Raw genomic sequence first — 21432 nt, 5'->3', positions numbered from 1 at the left:
AAAGGCAAGGGATAGGAAAATGCTGAGAGTAGCAGTTTTAGGTGCTGGCCGGATCGGCCAGATTCATGCCGCCAACGTGGCGGCCAGCCCGCGGGCGGAGCTTATCGTCGTAGCGGATCCGGTCGAGGCCGCTGCCTCGTCGACGGCGGAGAAGCTTAGCTGCGAATACAGTACCGATCCCTATGCCGCGATCGGTCGGAGCGACATCGATGCGGTAGTCATCGGCACTCCGACCGACACCCACGTTCCGCTGACGCTGGCGGCTCTGGCCGCCGGGAAGGCGGTCCTATGCGAGAAGCCGCTGGACCTCGATCAGGATAAGGCCAACGCGGCGATCGTCGAAATCGAGAAGTCCGGTAAGCCATTCATGCTCGCCTTTAACCGTCGCTTCGATCCGAGCGCCAGTGAAATCAAACGGGCTATCGAGGCCGGCGAGATTGGTGACGTCCGACAAGTCATCATCACGAGCCGCGATCCTTCACCGCCGCCTGCGGAATACATCCAGCGGTCAGGCGGAATTTTTCGCGACATGCTTATCCACGACTTCGACATGGCGAGATGGCTGCTTGGTGAAGACCCTGTCGAAGTCTTCGCTGTCGGCAATTGCCTTGTCGACGCAAAAATCTCCGATTTCAGCGACTTCGACACGACGATGGTCGTCATGCGTACCGCCTCTGGAAAGCAGTGCCACATAAACACCTGCCGTCATGCATCCTACGGTCACGACCAGCGGATCGAGGTCTTCGGTTCAAACGGCATGCTCCAGAACGGTCATGTGCGGCCCCACACGGTTCACCGCTTCACTAACGGCACGACAGACGCACAGGCACCACTGCTTCATTTCTTCTTGGGGAGATACAAGCAGGCATATGAACTGGAACTTGATGCGTTTCTAAGGGCGGTCGAAGCTGGGACGGCGATGCCCGTAGGTGCGGACGATGGCCGTAAAGCGCTCGCCCTCGCAGAGGCCGCCCTCAAGTCGATAGAAACTCAATCCGGCGTCTCTGTCGGCTAAAACTGACGGAGCTGGAACGTGGGCCGAACCAGGCAGGGACATCCGACTGAAAGCTCAGTCCACCAAAATAGTGACTATCCGGCGTCGTTGCCGGATAGTCTCGACGACCTCAAAGCCATTGTGACGTCTCGTCGCGTCGATTTCCCCGAACGTTTGCGTGAGATTGGAATATTCGCATTCCAGCAACCGCACCAAATGGCATTTCTGTCGATCCGAGATATCGCCAAGGCTACGCATACAAGCTCGTCGTCGGTTCATCGTTTTGCCAAGACCTTGGGCTTCGAGGATTACGGAGCATTGCGGAAAGTTTTTCAGAAGCATATCGCCGCCGCTGGCCGCCACAACAACTAGAGGAAGAGCGCTTTCACCTTAATCTTGCCAATGGGCTCAGATGGCACTAAATATGGAACATACGTTACACAATTCGCCTCACTGGGAAGCTTTGTACGACGATGGCCAGACCAAGAGAATTCGCCGAGACAGACGTCCTACAGAAGGCCATGATGGTATTCTGGCAAAAGGGCTATGAGGGTGCGTCGATCTACGACCTGATGGCCGCGACAGGCCTCAAGAAGTCCAGCATTTACAAAGCTTTCAACAGTAAGGAACACCTCTTCTGGAAGGCGAATGAGCTTTATAAGAAGGACCACCTCGGTTTCATCGAAGAGGCGCTCAAGCTTTCGAAACCGCGGGACATCGCTATGGCCATGCTGATTGGCGAGGCCGACATGCATACCGATCCGGTCCATCCCCCTGGCTGCTTCGAAACGAACGGCGCGCTCGCTTGCTCTGACGAGACGCAAGAATTGCAGCGTGCGCTGGTGGAGAGCCGCTTCAATTTTCAGCGGCGACTTGCGAAGACATTTCGTATGACGTCCGAAAATGGGCCCATGCTGCCGAACGCCACTCCTGAGGAGGCGGCAAGCTTCGTGTTCACGCTTATACAAGGTATGGCCGTTCAGGCGAAAGCTGGACTGTCGCGCGCTGAACTGCACAAGTTCGTGGCGCTGACGATGATGGCTTGGCCGGAATAGGGGGGACCATCGCCATTTACACACTGGCTGCCTCATTAAGCCCTGTCCAGCCGTTGATGCCGGTCTCAGGCCGAACGCTGGCGCTATTCGATACCCTGCGATCACCCGGATTGAGATTTGCGGTTTCGGGTAGCGCGGCAGCCGTTGCGCCCTTTAAATTGCTCTCAAGATGACGAATGGCCGGGTTGACGCCCCGTCTTCAACGGCGAGGCCGCCGCCACCAATTTCGACACGGCGCTTCGAGATCACTTCTTCAAAACCACGGTTTTGGAGCACGTCCGGGAACGTGAGACTCAATGAGTGCCAATAGTTGGATGACGAGGCATTGCCGTCGCTGAAGGACAGCCGCCGAACTATGACAATGACCGCGTTTTTCGCATCCGCACGTGCGAACGCAATGAAACTCTCGCATCCTTCACCGCTTGCCACCAACGGAATGTACTCGCCGCTACGAAACAGGCTAGGCAGTTCCTGCCGAAGCCGAAGGAGGGCGGCGATGACATGTTGCTTCAGCCGGCCCGTCTGCCATTCCTCTTCGTCGTCGGAGGTTAGCTTCCCCTTTTCCGACAGGCGTTCCTGCAGGCGATCAAAATCGGGCTCGCGGCGGTTGTCGGGATCGACGAGGCTGAGGTCGAGACCCTCGCTGCCCTGATAGATATCCGGCACACCCGGCGCCGTCAGCTTGATGATCGTCTGGCTGAGGCTGTTGACCAGGCCTGTGCGGATGAAGGGCCGCAGCATGTTGGCGAAGTCCGCAAGGAAGGCCGAATTGCCCGGCGACAGAAGCCGGCGGGCGTAACCGAGCACCGCCGTCTCATAGGCGTGGTTAGAATCGCCCCAGTTGGTGCGGAGCTTCGCCTCTCGTATCGCCTTTTCCACGTAAGCGATGAAGCGTTCTTCAAGCGCCTTGAGACCCTCCTCATCTTCCGGATGAAGGTCCGTCGGCCAGACGCCGGCAAGCGCCTGATAGAGCATCCATTCCACGGCTGGTTCGGGAGCCGGACCGTCCTCGAGCGATTGCACCGTCTGCCGATTCATCTCCCGCCAGCGCTTGACGCCTTCCGCCCAAAGCTGGGGGACTTCGGTGATGGTATAGAGCCGCGCCCTTGCGTCCTCGCCGCGCTTGGTGTCGTGGGTGGAGGTGCCGGAGAGTGCATCCGGCTCGCGTTGAAGCCGCGTCTGCATTTCCCGGTGGAAGCGATCGACCGAGAACGCGCGCGGCAGCGGTTCGGCGCCGACCTCGTTCAGGGCGAGCGCCATGTGCTGGCGGAAGAACAGCGTGTCCTCCACCGACTTCGCCATCAGCGGGCCGGTCAGTTGCTGGAAGCGGGTGCGGAAGACGGAAGCCTGGCCCCGCGCCTGCTGTGCGACATCGCCGGAGAGAATGCGTTCGAGGAAGGCGAGCGCCTGTGGTTCCGGCGCATCCTGCCTCTGCCTTACGTGATCAATGACACGGACCAGCATCTCGCGGCCCTCCGGCGGCAGGCCGTCGCGCGTGCCGTAGGTGCGGTAGACGGGGAAGGAGACAAGCAATTCGCGGATTGCCTTTTTGATCAAGCTTTCAGAAAGGATTGATTCCCGGTCCTCCGCCTGGCCGATCCGCAGCGCAAGCTTCACAAGAGTGGCGAATTCGCCAGCGAAGTTGTTGTCCACCATCAGCAATTTCGCGTCGCGCAGTTCGGCCCGCATATCTACCGGATGGCCGGTCACATCCTGATAAGCCGCGCGCAGTTCATCCAGTTTCTCACCATCGACGAGCGCATCGCTGAGCGCGGCGATGAACTCGTAGCCCGTCGTGCCGGAGATCGGCCAGTCGGCGGGAACCTGCTCGCCCTCGCCGAGGATCTTCTCGACGGTGATGTAGCAATCCGGTCCCGCCTCCTGGCGCAGACGTTCCAGATAGGCTTTCGGATCGGCGAGGCCGTCGACATGATCGACGCGGAGGCCGTCGACCGCGCCGCTACGGACGAGTTCTAGGATGAGCCGGTGGGTATCATCGAAGACTGGGCCGTCCTCCACCCGCACGCCGGCAAGACCAGTGATCTCGAAGAAGCGCCGGTAGGATAACTCGTGCCGCGCATCCCGCCACGACATCAGTCGATAGGGTTGCTGGTCGTGGAGCTTGGCGATGGCCTCCTTGTCGGCCACCCCTAGCACTTCGGCCTCGCGGCCGGCATAGGTGGCCGGGCTCAGCGGATAGAAGGTCTCGTAAGAAGCGAGCGCGGGCTTGCCCGTGTTCGGATCTGCCTTCACGGAAATATCGCCGGCCTCCAGCACCTTATCGAAGGTGTCGCCGAGGAAGGGCAGGGTCAACTTTCGGCTCCAGTCAATGTCGAAATGGCGGGCATAGCGGCTCTTCTCGCCATTTTCGACAACGTCACGCCACCAGGGATTTTCCAGCGAGGCTGCCATGTGGTTCGGCACGATATCAAGGATCAGGCCGAGCCCCTCCGCCTTCAATGCCTTTACCATGCGATCAAACCCATCTCGGCCACCAATCGCCGGGTCAATCTCATTGGCGTCGGTCACATCGTATCCATGTGTCGAGCCCGACGTCGCGGTGAAGACGGGTGAGGCATAAAGGTGGCTGATGCCGAGTCGTTTCAGATAAGGCGCCAACGCGGCTGCGCGGTCGAAGGTCATGCCGTTGCGGAACTGAAGACGATAGGTGGCGACCGGAATGTTCATAGCTGATCCAGAGGGCGTGGCGGCGGTTGAGGACGATAACTATCGAAAGCTGCAAACTCGTCACCGGTAACCGAGACGGGCATCTTCAGACAACCCGTATCAACTTTGCCGGGCTCTTGTTGTTCCGCGCGGCTTTTCGAGAGGAGAGGCGGCATTAACTCACTCATCACCGAGCCCGTGCGATCCGACCTGCCCGGCCGAGCGGGAAGGTGCAGCGGGAACGCTCGCTCGATTGCGAATGTCGTACTGCAGCGTACAGACCTCCAATCTGTGGAACATCAAGCGAGGCCCGGGGTTTCAAGCGCGATCAACTTGGAGTGTGCAATGAAGCCAGCTGTAGCGCTTGTCACTGGAGCCGGATCCGGAATTGGAAAGGCGGCCGCTTTGGCCCTCGCCAGGGAGGGGTATAACATGGGTGTGCTCGGCCATACGCAGGAAGAGATCACTTCGACGGTTGAAGATATTTTAGCGGAGGGAGGCAAGGCAATTCCGCTTCTCGCCGACATATCTGATGAAGGGCAGATGGCGGAAGCTGTAAAGCAGCTCACCCATCAGTATGGTCGGCTTGACGCTGTGGTTGCCAATGCCGGGATCAACGGCGTCTGGGCACCAATCGATGACCTTAAGCTTTCGGAATGGAACGATACGATCTCCGTAAACTTGACGGGGACCTTCCTGACGATCCGTGCGACTGTGCCCGAATTGAAGCGTACCGGCGGCGGCTCCATCGTGGTTGTGTCCTCCATCAACGGGACTAGAACCTTCACCACCCCCGGGGCGACCGCTTACACCGCAACCAAAGCCGCGCAGGTCGCAATGGTGCAGCAGCTTGCCCTAGAGCTTGCGCGCCATCACATCCGCATCAACGCCGTTTGCCCGGGTGAGATCGACACCAACATCGAGGCCAACACCAGGCTCCGAAAAGAAGACGAGACTGTCATACCCGTTGTATGGCCTGAAGGCCAGGTGCCCATCACCGGAGGTCGGCCAGGTCGAAGCGAAGATGTGGCTGACGTAATCGTCTTCCTGGCGTCCGACAGGTCGCGTCATATCACTGGTTCCCCGATCTGGGTCGATGGTGGCCAAGGTCTGCTCCGCTAGCGGCAGGTAGCAAACGAAGGAAAGGTATTATTTTGATCGACTACACGTTTGGTCCCGTCGTATCGGAAGACGGCGTCGAGTTCCGGCTCTGGGCTCCCTTGGCGGAGAGTGTTTCGCTCAAAATTGACGGTCGCCAGCCGCAACCGATGCACCGAACCGATGACGGATGGCATCGTTGCCATGCTGCCGGCATCGGGCCGGGAAGCCTTTATATATTCGTGTTGCCAGACGGCTCCGAGGTACCGGATCCGGGCTCGCGTCATCAGCCGCATGATGTCCACGGTTGTAGCGAAGTCGTCGATCTCAAATCATACAGGTGGAAAACCGAAGCCTGGTCGGGACGTCCCTGGGAAGAAAGCGTCATCTACGAAGTGCATATCGGCACATTCACCTCGCAAGGGACGTTTCGGGCGGCGATTGAGCAACTGGACCATCTGGCAGAGCTTGGCGTCACCGCGATCCAGATCATGCCGATCAGCGACTTTCCCGGCCGCTACAATTGGGGCTATGACGGCGTTCTGCCCTATGCACCGGACAGCAGCTATGGCCGACCTGCAGACCTTATGGCATTGATCGACTCGGCCCACGAGCGTGGCATCAGCGTCTTCCTGGACGTCGTCTACAACCATTTCGGCCCGGACGGCAATTATCTCCCAATGTATGCGCCGCTGTTTACCGAGCACCACAAGACGCCGTGGGGCAACGGCATCAATTATGATGGAGACGGCTCGAAGCCAGTGCGCGAGTTTGTCATCCAGAACGCGATCTACTGGATCACCGAGTTCAGATTGGACGGGCTGCGCCTCGACGCGGTGCACGCCATCAAGGACGACAGCCAAGAGCATCTTCTTCATGAGCTGGCCCGGCGCGTTCGCGAAGCTGCGGGCGCTCGGTATGTTCATCTGATTGTCGAAAACGAAGATAACGATAGTGATCTTTTACGGCGTGACGAGAACGGCCGCACGACCCTCTTCACGGCCCAGTGGAACGACGACGTCCATCACGTGCTGCACATTGCTGCAACCGGCGAGACGTTCGGCTACTACCAGGACTATGCCGATCATGTCGGCAAGATCGGCAAGGCGCTCGCTGAAGGTTTTGTGTTTCAGGGCGAACACATGCCCTACCGGGGTGGGGTCCGTGGCAAGCCATCGACCGATCTGCCTCCCACCTCGTTCATCTCCTTCGTTCAAAACCATGATCAGATCGGCAACCGGGCGCTGGGCGACCGTATGGTTGCGTACAGGCCGCTGGAACCAATCAGGGCAGTGTCAGCAGTCTATCTGCTGTCGCCGCAAATCCCGATGTTGTTCATGGGCGAGGAGTGGGGAGCACGTGAACCCTTTCCGTATTTCTGCGACTTCGACGAAGATTTGAACGAGAAGGTGAGGAAGGGACGGCGCGAGGAGCTGTCGCGTCTGCCCGGTTTTGATGCCGATGACCTTCTCGATCCGCCCGCTCAGTCCACATTCGAGATGGCGAAGCTTGATTGGTCTCGCCTTGACGGAGCCAATACGTCAGACATGCTCGCGTTCTATAAGTCTCTTCTTGCGGTTCGGCACAAGTGGATCGTTCCGCTGCTGAAAGGCGTCGGCACTGGCAGCGGGTCGTTCCGTCATGATGGAAGTCTCACCACGGTGGAGTGGACGCTCGCGGGCGGCGCCACGCTTCACCTGCTCGCAAACCTCTCGGACGAACCAGCAAGGATCACATCGCCGCCCATTGGCGAACGGATCTTCCTGCTGGGCTCGGCTAGTGGCGCCACTCTCTCTCCTTGGTCCGTATGTTCAAGCATCAGCCCGGCTGAGAGTTGAAGTTGACCAATCTGACTTGAAACGAGAGACCACTATGGATTCGCATCTCGATCGTCTGGCCGAAGAGTGTGGAATAAGCCCGACTAGGCCTTCCCCTGACAACGCGGAAGTGCCGATCACGGACGCGACGAAGCAGAAGATTCTTGCTGCGCTCGGAGTGGGAAAACGAGCCGCTCGGCGCCCCGTGAGGAAGCAGAAATCCAAGCCGATCCCAAAATCGTACCTGCCGGACCTTCTGGAAAAAGAGCGCGTCTGGGGCATCAGCCTGCAGCTCTATGAATTGCGGTCCAAGCGCAATTGGGGCATCGGAGACTTCGAGGATCTGATCGGAATGGTCAGGCTGGTCAACTCGCTGGGCGCAGATTTTGTCGGGCTCAACCCGTTGCATGCCCCGTTCCTGTCAGATCCCGATCGCTGCAGCCCGTATGAGCCGTCGAACCGGCAAATGCTCAACCCTCTCTACATCGCCGTCGACAAGGTTGCGGGATTTACGAGCAGCCCGGAACTGGAAAGGCAGTTACTGGCTCTGCGGCAAACCGACCTGGTCGATTATAAGGGGATTGCCGAGATTAAATTGGCAGCTCTGCGTGCGCTCTGGCTGTCACGGCACGCCTCCATAACCGGCTCGAGCGATCGCGATGGTTTCAAGGATTTCGTCGAAGAGCGCGGAAATGTCTTGCGACTGCACGCGTTGTTCGAAACCCTGTCGGCGTTCATGACCGGGAGCGGTTACGGTACCGGCTGGAGATCCTGGCCGACCGAATACCAGAGACCCAACAGCGTGCAAGTAGAAGAGTTTGCCGAAGCACATGCCGATACCATCCATTTTCACATGTGGCTGCAATGGCTAGCCCATCTGCAGCTTAGTGAAGCCGCAACGGTCGCACGGGACGTCGGCCTTCGGATCGGCCTGTATCTCGATCTGGCCGTCGGAGAAGCGATGGACGGGTCGGCCACCTGGAGTGAGAGAGACGCGTATATTGCCAATGCCACGGTCGGGAGCCCGCCGGATCCGTTCGCGACGGGAGGCCAGGACTGGCATCTGGCGGCTTTCCATCCGGCAGCGATTGCGTCGGGGAAAGATGCTCCGTACCGGCGAATGGTAAGCGCTGCGATGCGCTACGCCGGCGCCGTCAGGATCGATCATGTCGCAGCACTGCGGCGCCTGTTCCTCGTGCCGCTTGACAGTTTGCCCGACGGCGGCGCCTACGTGAATTACCCGCAAGACGAGTTGCTGCAGGTTCTGGCAGACGCGTCCGCGGAATTCCGGTGTCTGGTCATTGGGGAGGATTTGGGAATGCTGCCGGAAGGGCTGCAGGACGACCTGGCGGAGGCTGGCATCCTGTCCTATCGCATCCTCTCCTACGAGCGCGAAGGCGACAGCTTTAAGCCTGCCGACGCTTATCCCCGGCTGTCGCTTGCATGCATTTCTACGCACGACCACCAGACTTTGGCCGGGTGGTGGCGTGGCGCCGATATCAAAGCGCGGGCTGAACACGGGATCGTTCCTCCGGACGTGAGTGAAACGCATATCGAAGAACGCCAACACGAGCGGGTGGACCTGCATGTGGCGCTGGACGAAGCAGGCACGGACCCACCGGACCGTCTTCCGCCTCGAACCGCGACCGACGACAAGCTGAAAGATTTGGTGGTCAGCGCCCATCGCTTCATTGCCAAGACGCCGTCCGTGCTGGCTGCGGTGCGGCTGGCGGACATGACAGGAGAGAAACGCCCGACGAATATCCCGGGCACGAGCGACAGCTACCCGAACTGGAAGCCGAAGCTCTCCGTTTTGATTGACGAATTGAACGATTTGCCGCTTCTCAAGGCCATCGCTGAAGCGATGCGCAAAGAGCGGTCGGGTGGGGCATGAGATGCCACCGTCAACCCGATTGTCTGGTGAAATCCATCGGGAAACCAATGTTTCGTTGCGACGTTTTCGTCTGCAATCAAAAAGGTGGGTTACGTGACAGAAGCAGACCAATCCGACATTCATGGCGATCTTCCTGCCGCCGCATCCAAGCAGGGTTTGGCTGACCACAAGGAACTCGCCGCATTTGCATTCCAAAGGACGCGCATGCCGATCGTGGTCGCTGACGCCCGTCAGCCAGACTACCCGATCGTACTTGCCAACGACGCTTTCCTCTCCTTGACCGGCTACACAGCAGACGAGGTCATCGGGCAAAACTGCCGCATGTTGCAGGGGCGGGACACATCGCCGACCGCGATTGCCGAGATCCGCGCCATCATCGCCCAGGAGCGCGAGGGCACTGTCGAGATCCTCAATTACCGGAAGGACGGCCGCACCTTCTGGAATCAGCTCTATCTTAGCCCGATCAGGGCTGACGACGGCCGTCTTGTTTACTACTTCGCGTCGCAGATCGATGTCACGGAATTGCGCAGAGTGCAAACGCTGGAGGACGCTGAGCACAGGCTACTTCTTGAGGTCGATCATCGGACGAAGAATGTTCTGGCGATCGTCGACAGCATCGTGCGCCTCAGCCGTTCCGACAACGCGGCGCTCTACGCTGCATCCGTACAGCAACGCGTGCAGGCGCTGGCCCGCACCCACGTTCTCCTCGCCGAAAACGGATGGCAGGAAATACCTCTTCAGGACATTGTCGCTTTGCAGGTCAGTGTTTTCGGAAAGGAGAATATCGAATTCTATGGTCCCGCCGTGATGGTGCCGGCGACATCAGTCCAGCCCATTGGTCTTGCGATCCACGAACTCGCCTCGAACGCAGCGGTACACGGAGTTCTTTCCCGGAGGGGCGGGAACCTGGTGATTAACTGGAAGCCCGAAGGTGCCGGTCTGCGATTGGAATGGCATGAGCGCGGCGGGCGCCCGCCTGAGGTGCGCGGAAACGGGTTCGGCGACGTCCTTCTTGGAGTGGTACTCGAGAACCAGCTTGGCGGACGGATTACGCGGGAATGGCGGGATGACGGCTTGTGGCTTTCGGTCGAGCTCCCGTCGCTGGATCGAGTGGGCCGAAATCTTAAATCCCCGCCATAACCGATCAAAGAGCCTCGGCACCCGCAATCTGTGCCAGGCCGAGGGACGCCGATCCCCACATCGGCGACAGATGCTTAAGCTGCGGCCGTTGATGTCACTACTGTTTGGCGGATGCTTAGACCTACGCGCCGTCAATCCGTCGACGCAACACATCGTCTTCCGAAAGCTTCGTTTTCTCAGCAAGGTGGGTCGGCAGGCGATTAAAGCCGTGGCCGCCTCGGGGACGATGATCAAACAAGAATTTCTGTTCGCCTCGTTCCATCGGGTGTGCATTTCGACGCTATCGGCGACTATCGGATCGGCTCCACCGGCGATGAACAAAGCTGCCACGAAGAACTGGACCAGTCGAGCGTTCCAACGGCGGCCGGTGTGAAATCGAGGGAGGCAGGCGAGGATCCTGTCGAACCGTCGCGCTCCTGCCAGATCATGATCGCTAACCAAAAAGTTGTCGTTTGGCGCCTTGCCTGCTCCTCACAGGCGCCGGATCTCGATCGCGCGGACGACGACCTCTTCCTGTCGGAAGCGGGCTTCAAGTTCCCTGCGGTATGAAGACCACCAGGATCGATCGAGCTCCTCGACCATCACTTCGGCAACGACGATCCGGTCGAACTCAACGTCTCCGTTATCCTCCCAGATGCCTTCAGCCGGCGAATTGACGTGCAACGTCACTCCGCCGAACTTCTCACCGCCAGCTCGTCGCGGACAAGATCGAGGTTCGTCCGGTTCCGGCGGGTGTGCGTCACAGGAAGCAGTATTTCGACGAGATACGGCATGGCCGGCAAACCTCCGTATCGCAAGAAGGTTCCCCGCTACGACTGTATCCGCCTCTTTGCTCTCACGTCTCACTTCGATGTTGCTGGCATTTCTCTAAGCGCTTTGCGTGGCCACGGGTTCGTCAATCGCGGAACGCGCCCGACGAGTGGGGTGGATCGAGACGGGCGTTCTACACCATGTCCCCTGTCGGGCGCGGTGCGCCCGCGGCAGTGGTCGTGATGGTCGCTGCTTGCACGCTGTGCAACAAAATTTCGACGAGGCTCCGTTAAAGTATGCGGTCAAATGCCCTAGCCGCGACCTGTTGTTGATTTCGAAGAACGAACTGACCGGTATTGTTCGGTAATGTTCCAAAAAAACCCCGCCGAAGCGGGGCAGGTTACGGGGAAAACGTGACCGCGCGGCACCAGGGAAGAGGGCTGCGGCTCCAACATCACTGGCGACTAGGTAAGGAAGACTACCGCGCGGCCGTCATTCAAACGCTCAAGATAGGCAACCGTTCCCGTTCGATACCGTACGGACCAAAAGAGCGTGCGATTGGTTGCGGGGTGTCAAAAGGGTTGCACCGCTTGAGTGTGGTTGGAACAGGGCGAGACCGAATAGCGACGCGAAAGCGAGCAACGCGACAAGAAACCAAATCACCAAGCTCAGAACAATTAGGATGACGATGCGTCCACAACCTCGCCCGGCGGGGTTACCAGAATAGCGATCAGGATCACTCATTGAGGCCGGCTCTGGAATGCTCCCAAAAGAAGCAGCGTCAAGAAAGGTAGAGCGCCATCCCCGTCGTCAATTGTCAGATATCATTACGCGGAGGTTAGTCAGAGGACGAGGGCCCGCCCTACGAAAAGCGAACCCTGTCGTCCCTCATGCGCAGGAACAACCTCCAAATCCCGCAACATGATTGGAACAACGCAGCGCGCCCAACGGGCTGCGCCACTTCGTCCATGGTGCAAAACTATTAGATTCCGTTGATGTTCCGGTATGGTAGCGTACAGACAAAAGCGACCCGCGTGCTTTGAGGGAGTTGCAGGGTCAGGTCGCCAGTGTGACTGGCTGGATGCGCTGGCGGGCGATGCCAGGACGCGCATCCGGCGAGTGACTGCATCGAGGGGAACGAAGGGCTCGCCTGTGCTGAAAGCGAGCCCTTGTTACACCTCGCGGGTTGCGCGAAACCCGGGCGTGGAATCGGTCCAAGCAGCAGACCAACTCAGAATGCACATTGCCAGATAGTATTTCCGTGGCAAGCCTTAATGGGGAGATGTCGAACAGCGCCGACAGCGGTTAAATGGCGATACGACCAAGGGGCTCGCCCCAAACGTGCGAAAATGGCGAACCCCTGGTCTTATGGCGACCGCGGATATTGGGTAACGTGGCCGTCATGACGCGGTGCATTTGGGTGGCTTCAGCATCTAAAACTAAAGCGCTGGCGAGCCTGCTCGTCAATGATCAATTAGAGTTATGTTGACGGCTATCGATGGGTCGAAGGGCCAAGCCCACGGAAAGACGATAAGCCTGAACGAGCTGCCAGAAGATCAGTACCGTATCCACATCCCAGCCTCTCTCGCGGCGGCAATAAAGGCGGCACGAGCCGCCTCGTGCGCCATTAGATTGTCGAGCGCGGCTAGGCAGACTTCCTGTGCCCGCCAGAAGCATTGCCGGACGTCGTGGGCCACCGGGTTGTAAGCAATGTGAAGGCTGCTCTTGTTCCTGTGATGACCACTGACCGCGCACCCGGGTGCAATTGCAATTCAACAATGGTGGTCCACGCTCCGTCTTCCATGACCGCACCTTGTGAGACGATGCGCGGCTAACACTCGGCGGCGGGGTAAGTTCCGAATTTCAGCGGAATCCGGCTTGGTACGCTCTTAGCTCTCCGCTAGCGAACGAAGAGGGGCCGGCGGGTGCGGCGCGCAAACCTCGTCGCCTTGCGACCAGAGCGTCGGGCGCCTGAATGCCTGAGCTAACAAGCGCGATGGCGTGTCTCAGCGCGGACTGACCGTGCTCGCTTTGGACATCGATGTGATTTCTATCTGACCAGCAGCACATTGCCGAGGTGATGACTTCAATCTCATCGTCTGTATAGGAAAGTAGTTCGAAAAGAGACAAATGGCTCTCCTGTTGGGGCGAGAGCAGATTGTCTCTCAAGCGGTCGACACCCGGTTGTATACGTGGACCGATGATCAACAGTACGCCTTGGTGCCGCCAGCGGCAAAGGAATTCGCTTTTCCGGTCTGCTACCGTACCGCCCCGCGCCAAAAACCGGGAGGTGGAGCAATGTCAGTCCACGAAGCCGAACAGCCACGCGATAAGCAGCGCTAACACTCCCATTGCGATCAGTATCCACACGCCGCGGCGCCGGCTCGGTGGCTTTCCAGAGTATCGGTCGGGATCACTCATTGTCGACTCCCGAAGTCTTCGGGGAAACGGTGACGCGGGTGCCAGGACGAAGGCTCGTTCATCGCTGGCCGTTTGACAGGAAGGACCGCCGCGCGGCGATACCAATAACGATTGGCGTTCAGCGGACGTTCCCGTCTGCTAAGGTGGAATCGCGCGGCTTTCCGTATGAGGTAACGGAAGGGACCGGAAGAGATCGACCACGCGATCCCAATTGTTAAACAATCAAGACTTCGCAATGTTCCGTTGCTGTACAGGACGACGGATCAAAAGAAAGCCCCGCCGAAGTAGGGCAGTTTGACGAAGAAGGATCGCGCGGCCTTCCAAGGGCAAGGAAGGGGCAAACAGTAACCCGTGCCACACGATCCCAATAACATAAACGATCTACGGTGAGTTCCGGGTTTTAGGCGCATCAAGCCCTGAACCGTTCACGTCCTTCATTTCGTGGAAGCTGCTGTTCGATCAGGTAGCGCGCAAGTGCGGTGATGCCGCCGTCGTCGGTTGTATCGGTCTCCAGCAACTCCAGAGCGCGCTCGAAGATTGGTCCTTGCTCCTCGGTGGTAATGAGGCCCTTTTTCTCAAGATGCTCCATCAGCGCGGCGTGAAGTGCTGAGGTGGAAAGGGAGAGGGCGGAGGAGGAGACAAGGGTGGGGTCTGCCAGCACGGACGCCTGAATGCTCCGCGATGAGCGGCGGTTCCTAGCAGCTCGCAACACACGGCGGCATCTTTCAATCACTGGCATTTTTCTCCCGGCAGCTAAAACGCACGGTGGCGTAACGTAACTCAGGAAGCGCGGGAAGACGGCCTTAAGTCCGACTGATGATTGGGCTGGCGATCAGATCACCAGCCGCTGCAAGGAAGGCTCATCCTTAACGCCGTGCTGGTAGAAATGGATGATCATCGTCGCGAGCTCCTCGCGGGCCTCGTCACTTGTGACATGCTTGGCTTCACAAACCTGATCAAAGACGCGCTGACACATGGCCACCTCCTCGTCCTGCATCGGAATCTGGTCTGAAAGTATTCGCGCTTGGATCATCGAAGGCGCACCGACCTCGCTATTTTGAATTGTAGGGCGCAGAGGGGTAAATGGACGGGGTTACGACCAGGGCTCGTCCAAACGTGTCAGAAATGGCGAGCCCTGTCGCATACCACGGCGCTGGTTGGAGAGCGGATGCCGCGGCTAAGTGCTGTGCTTGGCGGCTACAGCGCCTTGAAATAAAGCTCCAGCGGGCCTGCCCGTCAATCATCAATTCGGATTGGGATCGAAGGGCCTCCCTACGGAAACGACCCCTTGCCGCTCGGACTTGAAAGGAACTGAGGGGCTGCGCACCGAACTGGTCCACTGCCGCAATAATCTGACTTCGACAATGTTCCTGAGCGGAAGCGCGCAGTTTGATACACCGGCAGCTTTTCCAATCTTGAACGCCTCCTGGCAACCTGGCGCCGCGCCGAGAGGCCGGAAACTGAAAAGGATGATACGGCGCCGACTCGGATTAGGCTCGTCGACAGAATACATGACAATACGCCTGTGCGTGATCGGCAAACCGGTCATTTGATCTCGCCGGTTGTCGCCGCTACTCTTTGCATCAAGCCGCGCGGCGGACTGACCATCAATCAAGCACGGAAAGTGGATGCCCTCAAACAGGGATCACAACGTTTGCTGTTTTGCGCAGCTTCTCCATGCGATTTCGCGGAATATTTCATGGCCGAACTTCAGCGAAACCCGAAGGATGGATCGATGATGCCGTTCATTCTGGACTCGTTTTCCTCGCCCGTTTTGCCCGCATTCTTCGCCGGGATATCGACGCCGTCTGTAACGCCATCGACCTGCCCTGGAGCAATGGTCAGGCGGAAGGTCAGATCAACCGACTGAAGACGATCAAGCGGGCAATGTACGGTCGAGCGGGTACCGTCTCGTAGTTTGCAATGTCGCTGGGATTTTCGCTATACCTAAACCACTTCGCCAACTACAACGCGACCTACGGCGCGCTCGGCGCGCTGATCGGCTTCCTGGTGTGGATATGGCTGTCGATCGTCATCCTGATCCTGGGAGGCGAGCTGAACGCGGAACTGGAACACCAGGCGGCGAGGGACACCACCACGGGAGCGCCATTGCCGATGGGATCACGCGGAGCCTATGTGGCGGACACCCTTGGCGAGACCGCAGACCGGCTGCGCTGACCAGCACGGACGCCGCCTTCGCAGCCAGTTAGTCCGGAAGCGTAAGTTCGCCCCATCTCCTGCGTGCCGCGCCTTCGACCCGCCCGGCCCCGTGGTCGCGGTCGTTTGTTTCGAACGCGGGGATCAGAGGCGCCCCGTTAAGAGTTCCAAGCTGTTTTAAATTGAGGGAACGAACTGCTAAGTCGCGGCTTTCCTTTGAGCCGAACAAAGGAGACGGATCATGGGAAGCACATCGGACAAGATCAAAGGCAAGGCGAACGAAGTCGCCGGCAAGGCGCGTCAGGCGGTCGGCAAGGCCGCCGACAATCACGAAGAGCAGACAAAGGGCAGTGTTCAGGAAGCCAAGGGCAAGGCCCAGGTTGCCAAAGGCAAGGTCAAGGACGCTGTCAAGAAGGTCGTCGACAAGGCGTAGCTGCAAGCCGTCCAGCACAGTCCAAATTCAGCCCGCGCTCGTCGCGGGCTCCAGGAGGCCACATGAAAGTCATCCCTTTCGCCACGACGGTCGTCGCGCTCAGCCTTCTCTCAGGAAACGCATGCGCCCAGGCTGCCGAGGATCCGGCAGTCAATGCATGCAAATCCACCGGCCTTCTCGCTCTTCAGGAAAGATCGCCGGAAATCACGGATCTTGTCATGGACATGGAGAGCCTGGCGATCAGCAAGGCCGACACGAAGGTCGAGGACGTGCCAGTCAAGACGGTCATTCTGGGCGAAGCGTACATCGCCCGCAAGGAAACGACCGGAAAGCCCGACCGGTTCGCCTGCCTGCTTGGCGAGAAGGGCAAGGTCCTGCTGACCTTCTTCACCGCCCAGTAGTCGCACAGTGCGCCAGGCTGTGACACAGCCGCGCGAGTCTGCGGGTTCGTCGGAGGCGGAACGATGTCGGTCGTTCGGCCGAAACGCTCTCGAACAAACCGCTCTTCGGCAACGGACGTGAATCGCAACTGCCGCGCCGTCATGGAGCCAGCGTCCGGCCGAGACCGGGAATCCTTGCAGACGGGGCGAGACCACTGACGAACCAGGATCCACGGGTTACAGGTGTGGGCATCGATGAATGCGGTGTCCACCCCCGGCTACTTGGCTATCGAACATCCCCAAGCTGTGCGCCGGGTCGCGGATCTTTCAAGTGGTTTTTTTGGAAGGTTCAAAGCACATCGGAGGCAAACATCGCGATCATCACGAGCACGGCCATCGCGGCGACCAGCAACCAGAGTATCGCTTTCACTCTCGGGTTGGTCGGAATTAGCGTCGGAGTATCCGGCGTCGCCTTGATGTCGCCGGAACGCCTCGAATCGGGGTATCGTGCCATGAGGTTCTCCTGATTGCCGAAGAAACGATCCTGCACAGTCCAGGTTCCCGGCAAATGGCTCGACGACGCCGTCAGAGCCAGCCGGATCGCCTAAACCGGGCGTAAAGGAAGCCGCACAACGATGCGATGACGGCAAGCACGACGAAGTATCCGTACTCGGTCTTCAATTCTGGCATGTTGTCGAAGTTCATCCCGTAAATCCCGGCGATCGCAGTCGGGACTGCGGCGATCGCAGCCCATGCCGCGAGCCGGCGGGTGATGGTGCCCTGGCGCTGCTGCTCGAGGAGATTGCTCACCTCGAAGACGGACGTGATGACGTCCTTGAGGCCGCCGACCATCCCTTCGACCCGCCGCGCGTGATCAAGGACGTCCCTGAAGTAGTTCTGGGCCTCGGCGTCGATACAGGGAAGGTCGATATGGACCAGCTTCCCACAGACCTCCGTCATCGGCCCAAGAACCCGCTGGAAGCGGATCAACTGCCGACGCAGTTTAAAAAGGCGCTTGATCTCCCGACGCCCAAGGAAGGCATCGAGCATGTCATGTTCCATCGCCAGCACGTGATCCTCGATCGTCTGGACGACGGGCAGGTACCCGTCGACGATGAAGTCGAGGATGCCATGCAGCACGTAATCCGGCCCGTTCTTGAGAATCTGCGGCGCCTCCTCGAGTTGCCTGCGAAGTTCGCTGTGCCCACGGTCGGAACCGTGCCGGACGGAGATTATGTGCCTGGGGCCAACGAAGATCGCCGTCTCTCCGTACTCGATCTCGTCACCGTCCAGATGGGCTGTCTTCGCGATCACGAAGATCTGGTGGCCGTACACTTCGACCTTGGGAACCTGCCTCATGTCGAGAGCGTCCTCGACCGCCAAGGCGTGCAAATGGAATGCCGTCTGCAGGACCGCCAGCTCTTCCTTCGTTGGATCGTGAAGCCCGATCCAGGCGAACTCATTTGCTGCTTCGGGCGGCTTGGGATCATCGAGGGAAAGGGCGGCGGCGCGCTTGCCGTCGCGATAGAGGTAGGCGGCTACTACAGTCACGGGTCATCCTTGGTATTCGGCGGTTCGATGTTGGCCCCGCTGCGGAAAAATGTCCATCTGCAGCCATTGCGATTGGCGGAAAAACGTTGCGAGTGCCGTAACCTCACTCTGCCGGGCGCGGGAAAAAGTGATTGACCGTCCTAGTTCAGGTCGATGACTGGCGAAAAGGAATAGTGGTCAGGACGGCGCCGTCCTGGTCGGAGATCTCGAAGCGCATTCCGTCGATACGCTCCGCCTGAAGAACGAGTTCGGCGACCATCTCTCTCGCAGCCTTCCGCGCCTCGTCTCGAGCAGCGTCTATTGACGGAAGGTCGATACCTTCCTCGTCGATGTCGTATCCTTCCTGTGACCGCACATGAAAATAGAACCTCATGGAGTATCCTTCTCGTGGCGTTCAAGGAAACGGCTGCCAAGGCAGGTGGTTCCACAGATGGCCTGCTAAGGTGTCCTGAGACGGTCCGCGTCGCGATGGCCAAGCTACTCAAAAGCAAGGCCGGGATCTGATCCCGGCCTTTGGCGCGAGGTGCCAGTACATCCGTGGTCACCATTCGCCCCGTAACTTCAGCCCACCTTCGACATCAGCATTTCAAGATGGTCGATATGCTCCTTGATCTGGCCGCGGGCGAGCTTCGTCACGCTGAGATGCTCGCGCTCCTGACCGATCTTCAGGTAGGCTTCCTGGATCGTCAGCAGTTTCTTGTGGCCATCGAGTTGAGCCGAGACATATGCCTTGTCGAACTCGGCGCTGCTGGTACCCTTCAGCTTGTCGAGCGAAGCCTTGCCCTCGGCGTCGAGCGTCTTCTCGACCTCGTCTTCGGACGGCGGCTTGAGAGCACCTTCGACCTTACCGCCGGTCTCCATCGACTTCAGGATGTCAGCGATTGTTTCCTGTTCGCCAACTTCCCACTTGGCGAATTCCTTCACCATCGGATCGCCCGCCTTTGTGACGGCGACGCGGCTTGTCGCGAGTGAGAGGGAGCCGATCTTCTTAGTGTCTTCGGCGTGCTTTTTCTCGGCATCGCCCATGGCGGCGGCCGACTGTGCGAAGACCGAGGTGGACGCGAGGAGGGCGGGAAGGGTAGTGGCGGCTGCGGCCACCTTAAGCATGGTGCGGCGGTTCATCAGGTTCTCCATGATTTATGCGCAGCGATAACAACGTCGTCATTCGATTGTTCCACCGATCGGGGCCGGTCCAGCGATGTGCAGACTCGCTCACGTTTCATCTTTCGAAACCAGAAGGGCGGGCATCGAACAGGTTCATCGCGTGGTCCTCCTCCAAAGAACCCTTGGAATTCTCCCTGGGAAAAACGTAGGCCCCGGCATTGCGTTCCGGGTCCGTTGCCGTACCGAGAATGCCCGGCGAATGCTTTCCGTTCTCACCCGTCCTCGCCGTGACACATGGGCGAGTCATTAGAGACGCGTGATGGCGATCGCCCTGACGACGATCTCCTCCTGCTCGAACCTGTCTTTCAGGCCTTGCTGTAGGCCGTCCACCAATCCTTGTTGATCGTCTCGGTCATGACCTCGACGACGACGATCCGGTCGCATTCGACGTCGCCGTCGTCCAGCCAGAATCCTTCTGCTGGCGCATTCATGTAAAGGGTGACACCGCCGAACTTCTTGGTCAGCTCGTCTCGAACGGAGTGAACGTGATTACCGGAGGCGCCCGTTACAGGTAGCAGGGATTTCGACGAGATAGGTCATAGGATTGGCCTGCACGACGTGAATTCCAGACAGGAACGGAGAAGGCCGGGATCGGTTCCGGGAGGAGCAGGCGACGAGGCCGCAGGGTGATGCTTCTCCATCGACGGCGCGAGCAGTCGAACAGCGCTCGGCGAGCTACTTCTATTGAGTGCCTTGATCGCATTTCGCGAGGCCACTATCTCAGATGGAGGATGTTTTCTTTGGAGGAGGAGAAATGCAATCCTTGACTGCCGCTTGGTCCCATGCGCTTGAGGTTCAGATGCAGAGCGGTCTCAAGCGGAGCTTTACGGACCCGCATGACGCAGCCGACTTTCTGGAGAACGAGTGGCCCGTTAAGCACGGCGAAAAGTACGAACGCGCGATCAAGACATGCCACGCAGCCGTCGAGCGACAGGTTCCGCTTGCGGTCGCGCGGGAAGCGTTTCTGGCGGCGTGCCTCGAGGCAAGGCTGGAGGTCGTGACCCGAACGACCCGACATTAGCGATGTGGCAATCAACGGTCGCTTCTGAGCAGAGATGGGCGACTCTCGATACTTTCGGGAGGCCGCTAGGCATCACCGAGATTTCTCGCAGAGCCTCTCGGCGATCTCGAACATTTCCTCCGGCGCGTGGTCCGGGGAAAAAGCCGAAGGCACTCCTACGAGCTGATGGATCGTCCCGCTTTCTGGCATGCCGTCGACGACCTCCATTGTGCGAACGATGCTCGACGCCGGGCATGATCTTCGCCTTCGCGGCGTCGTAGGACCGGAGCTTGTCGGTGATTATGATCCGAGGCGCATGGCTGTGAGCCTTCAGCAGCTTGCGCATCCATCGCCAGGCGGCTTTGGCGTTGCGGCCGCTCTGCACGAGAACATCCAGCACGAAGCCATCCTGATCAACTGCGCGCCAGAACCAGTGTTTCTCGCCACGGATCGAAACGACCAGGCGAGTGGCGCAGGGGAGTTTCACCCCGCGCTCTCTCAGAACCGGACGTGATACTCTCGCATCATCCGGCTCCCATTGTTCGGCCGTATCCATGAAGCAGAGGCCAATGGGCGAACAGCCGAGGTTGGCGCTGCGCGATGCGCAAAAGCCAATGTCGGGATCGCCGCTTGTGCCTACGCAAGGACTTGTACTTTCCCGTAGCCCATCGAGCCAAGTATCGTTCGATGCTCCAGAGCGTAGGTTGGAGAGCTGAAGGACAGAACCGACCATAGTAATTGATCCAGCCGCGGATGTACGAGTTGAACATCCGTGCCAGATCATCGAGAGCCTTGTCACTGCGAAGGTGCAAGGACCAACTACGGATAGTGCCCCGGATCGCCTTGAGCGCCGTCGGACTGGCCGCAGGACCGAATGAGACACCCATGCCCCCGGCCTTCTTGCTCACCAG

Annotated in this window: 21 protein-coding genes and 3 pseudogenes; 12 read left to right on the top strand and 12 right to left on the bottom strand. The window is 59.1% G+C overall.

The genetic code is table 11. The features are described from left to right. Positions 1–19: 19 nt before the first annotated feature. The 3 genes from iolG (at position 20) to ACPYOJ_RS26445 (ending at position 2049) form a co-directional block, all read left to right on the top strand. Positions 20–1015 (top strand): inositol 2-dehydrogenase, encoded by a 996-nt coding sequence (iolG, locus tag ACPYOJ_RS26455; RefSeq protein ID WP_481418894.1) that lies wholly within the window; start codon positions 20–22, stop codon positions 1013–1015. An 18-nt stretch (positions 1016–1033) separates the two neighbouring features. Further along, positions 1034–1366 (top strand): MurR/RpiR family transcriptional regulator, encoded by a 333-nt coding sequence (locus tag ACPYOJ_RS26450; RefSeq protein ID WP_481418893.1) that lies wholly within the window; start codon positions 1034–1036, stop codon positions 1364–1366. Between the two features lie 101 nt (positions 1367–1467). Continuing rightward, entirely contained in the window at positions 1468–2049 is a 582-nt protein-coding gene (locus ACPYOJ_RS26445) for a TetR/AcrR family transcriptional regulator (RefSeq protein ID WP_481418892.1), read from the top strand. Between the two features lie 153 nt (positions 2050–2202). Here ACPYOJ_RS26445 and treY read toward each other — a convergent pair whose 3' ends face one another. After that, complete coding sequence (treY, locus tag ACPYOJ_RS26440; RefSeq protein WP_481418891.1) at positions 2203–4737, bottom strand: malto-oligosyltrehalose synthase; 2535 nt, start codon at positions 4735–4737, stop codon at positions 2203–2205. A 324-nt stretch (positions 4738–5061) separates the two neighbouring features. Here treY and ACPYOJ_RS26435 point away from each other — a divergent pair, with 324 nt between their 5' ends. From ACPYOJ_RS26435 to lov, 4 genes are all read left to right on the top strand, one after another. Then, positions 5062–5838 (top strand): SDR family oxidoreductase, encoded by a 777-nt coding sequence (locus tag ACPYOJ_RS26435; RefSeq protein ID WP_481418890.1) that lies wholly within the window; start codon positions 5062–5064, stop codon positions 5836–5838. Positions 5839–5870: 32 nt separating this feature from the next. Continuing rightward, the gene (gene treZ / locus ACPYOJ_RS26430; RefSeq protein ID WP_481418889.1) at positions 5871–7652 is read left to right on the top strand and encodes a malto-oligosyltrehalose trehalohydrolase; all 1782 of its coding nucleotides are present in this window, start codon (positions 5871–5873) and stop codon (positions 7650–7652) included. 34 nt (positions 7653–7686) lie between these two features. Continuing rightward, a complete protein-coding gene (malQ, locus tag ACPYOJ_RS26425; RefSeq protein WP_481418888.1) occupies positions 7687–9525 on the top strand; it encodes a 4-alpha-glucanotransferase in 1839 nt (612 codons plus the stop codon). 93 nt (positions 9526–9618) lie between these two features. Beyond that, positions 9619–10665 carry a blue-light-activated histidine kinase gene (gene lov, locus ACPYOJ_RS26420; protein WP_481418887.1) on the top strand — a complete coding sequence of 349 codons (1047 nt, stop codon included), beginning with the start codon at positions 9619–9621 and terminating at the stop codon, positions 10663–10665. A 471-nt stretch (positions 10666–11136) separates the two neighbouring features. On the opposite strand, the gene ACPYOJ_RS26415 is transcribed toward lov, so the two are convergent. The 4 genes from ACPYOJ_RS26415 to ACPYOJ_RS26400 all read right to left on the bottom strand — a co-directional run bounded on the left by ACPYOJ_RS26415 (position 11137) and on the right by ACPYOJ_RS26400 (position 14812). Next, positions 11137–11334 (bottom strand): hypothetical protein, encoded by a 198-nt coding sequence (locus tag ACPYOJ_RS26415; RefSeq protein ID WP_481418886.1) that lies wholly within the window; start codon positions 11332–11334, stop codon positions 11137–11139. Between the two features lie 1637 nt (positions 11335–12971). Then, positions 12972–13112 (bottom strand): DUF982 domain-containing protein, encoded by a 141-nt coding sequence (locus ACPYOJ_RS26410; RefSeq protein ID WP_481418885.1) that lies wholly within the window; start codon positions 13110–13112, stop codon positions 12972–12974. A 1133-nt stretch (positions 13113–14245) separates the two neighbouring features. Continuing rightward, entirely contained in the window at positions 14246–14497 is a 252-nt protein-coding gene (locus ACPYOJ_RS26405; RefSeq protein WP_481418884.1) for a hypothetical protein, read from the bottom strand. A 171-nt stretch (positions 14498–14668) separates the two neighbouring features. Next, complete coding sequence (locus ACPYOJ_RS26400; protein ID WP_481418883.1) at positions 14669–14812, bottom strand: hypothetical protein; 144 nt, start codon at positions 14810–14812, stop codon at positions 14669–14671. A 417-nt stretch (positions 14813–15229) separates the two neighbouring features. Here ACPYOJ_RS26400 and ACPYOJ_RS26395 point away from each other — a divergent pair. From ACPYOJ_RS26395 to ACPYOJ_RS26380, 4 genes and pseudogenes are all read left to right on the top strand, one after another. After that, positions 15230–15753: pseudogene (locus ACPYOJ_RS26395) on the top strand (transposase); the annotation flags it as partial. A gap of 3 nt (positions 15754–15756) precedes the next feature. Beyond that, a pseudogene (locus tag ACPYOJ_RS26390) lies at positions 15757–16014 on the top strand (YihY/virulence factor BrkB family protein); the annotation flags it as partial. Between the two features lie 220 nt (positions 16015–16234). Then, a complete protein-coding gene (locus ACPYOJ_RS26385) occupies positions 16235–16426 on the top strand; it encodes a CsbD family protein (RefSeq protein WP_481418882.1) in 192 nt (63 codons plus the stop codon). A gap of 62 nt (positions 16427–16488) precedes the next feature. After that, on the top strand, positions 16489–16827 hold the full coding sequence (locus tag ACPYOJ_RS26380) for a hypothetical protein (RefSeq protein ID WP_481418881.1): 339 nt from the start codon (positions 16489–16491) through the stop codon (positions 16825–16827). Positions 16828–17155: 328 nt separating this feature from the next. Here the strand turns inward: ACPYOJ_RS26380 and ACPYOJ_RS26375 are convergent, their stop codons facing one another. The 5 genes from ACPYOJ_RS26375 to ACPYOJ_RS26355 all read right to left on the bottom strand — a co-directional run bounded on the left by ACPYOJ_RS26375 (position 17156) and on the right by ACPYOJ_RS26355 (position 19952). Then, the gene (locus tag ACPYOJ_RS26375) at positions 17156–17320 is read right to left on the bottom strand and encodes a hypothetical protein (RefSeq protein WP_481418880.1); all 165 of its coding nucleotides are present in this window, start codon (positions 17318–17320) and stop codon (positions 17156–17158) included. A gap of 71 nt (positions 17321–17391) precedes the next feature. Further along, positions 17392–18357 (bottom strand): magnesium and cobalt transport protein CorA, encoded by a 966-nt coding sequence (locus ACPYOJ_RS26370; protein ID WP_481418879.1) that lies wholly within the window; start codon positions 18355–18357, stop codon positions 17392–17394. 145 nt (positions 18358–18502) lie between these two features. Beyond that, entirely contained in the window at positions 18503–18730 is a 228-nt protein-coding gene (locus tag ACPYOJ_RS26365) for a DUF6894 family protein (RefSeq protein ID WP_481418878.1), read from the bottom strand. A gap of 188 nt (positions 18731–18918) precedes the next feature. Further along, positions 18919–19479, bottom strand: coding sequence for a DUF4142 domain-containing protein (locus tag ACPYOJ_RS26360; protein WP_481418877.1), 561 nt, complete (start codon positions 19477–19479; stop codon positions 18919–18921). Positions 19480–19826: 347 nt separating this feature from the next. Then, positions 19827–19952, bottom strand: a complete 126-nt coding sequence (locus tag ACPYOJ_RS26355) for a hypothetical protein (RefSeq protein WP_481418876.1) — start codon at positions 19950–19952, stop codon at positions 19827–19829. A gap of 323 nt (positions 19953–20275) precedes the next feature. Here ACPYOJ_RS26355 and ACPYOJ_RS26350 point away from each other — a divergent pair, with 323 nt between their 5' ends. Next, complete coding sequence (locus ACPYOJ_RS26350) at positions 20276–20542, top strand: DUF982 domain-containing protein (protein ID WP_481418875.1); 267 nt, start codon at positions 20276–20278, stop codon at positions 20540–20542. A gap of 202 nt (positions 20543–20744) precedes the next feature. Here the strand turns inward: ACPYOJ_RS26350 and ACPYOJ_RS26345 are convergent. After that, positions 20745–20984 (bottom strand): annotated as a pseudogene (locus ACPYOJ_RS26345) (DDE-type integrase/transposase/recombinase); the annotation flags it as partial. 61 nt (positions 20985–21045) lie between these two features. Beyond that, on the bottom strand, positions 21046–21408 hold the full coding sequence (locus tag ACPYOJ_RS26340) for a group II intron maturase-specific domain-containing protein (protein WP_481418899.1): 363 nt from the start codon (positions 21406–21408) through the stop codon (positions 21046–21048). Positions 21409–21432 lie beyond the last annotated feature (24 nt).

The organism is Rhizobium sp. SVR5-9E (assembly GCF_056755095.1).
Note: the sequence above shows the minus strand (reverse complement) of the source record. Positions and strands in the feature narration are given on the sequence as shown.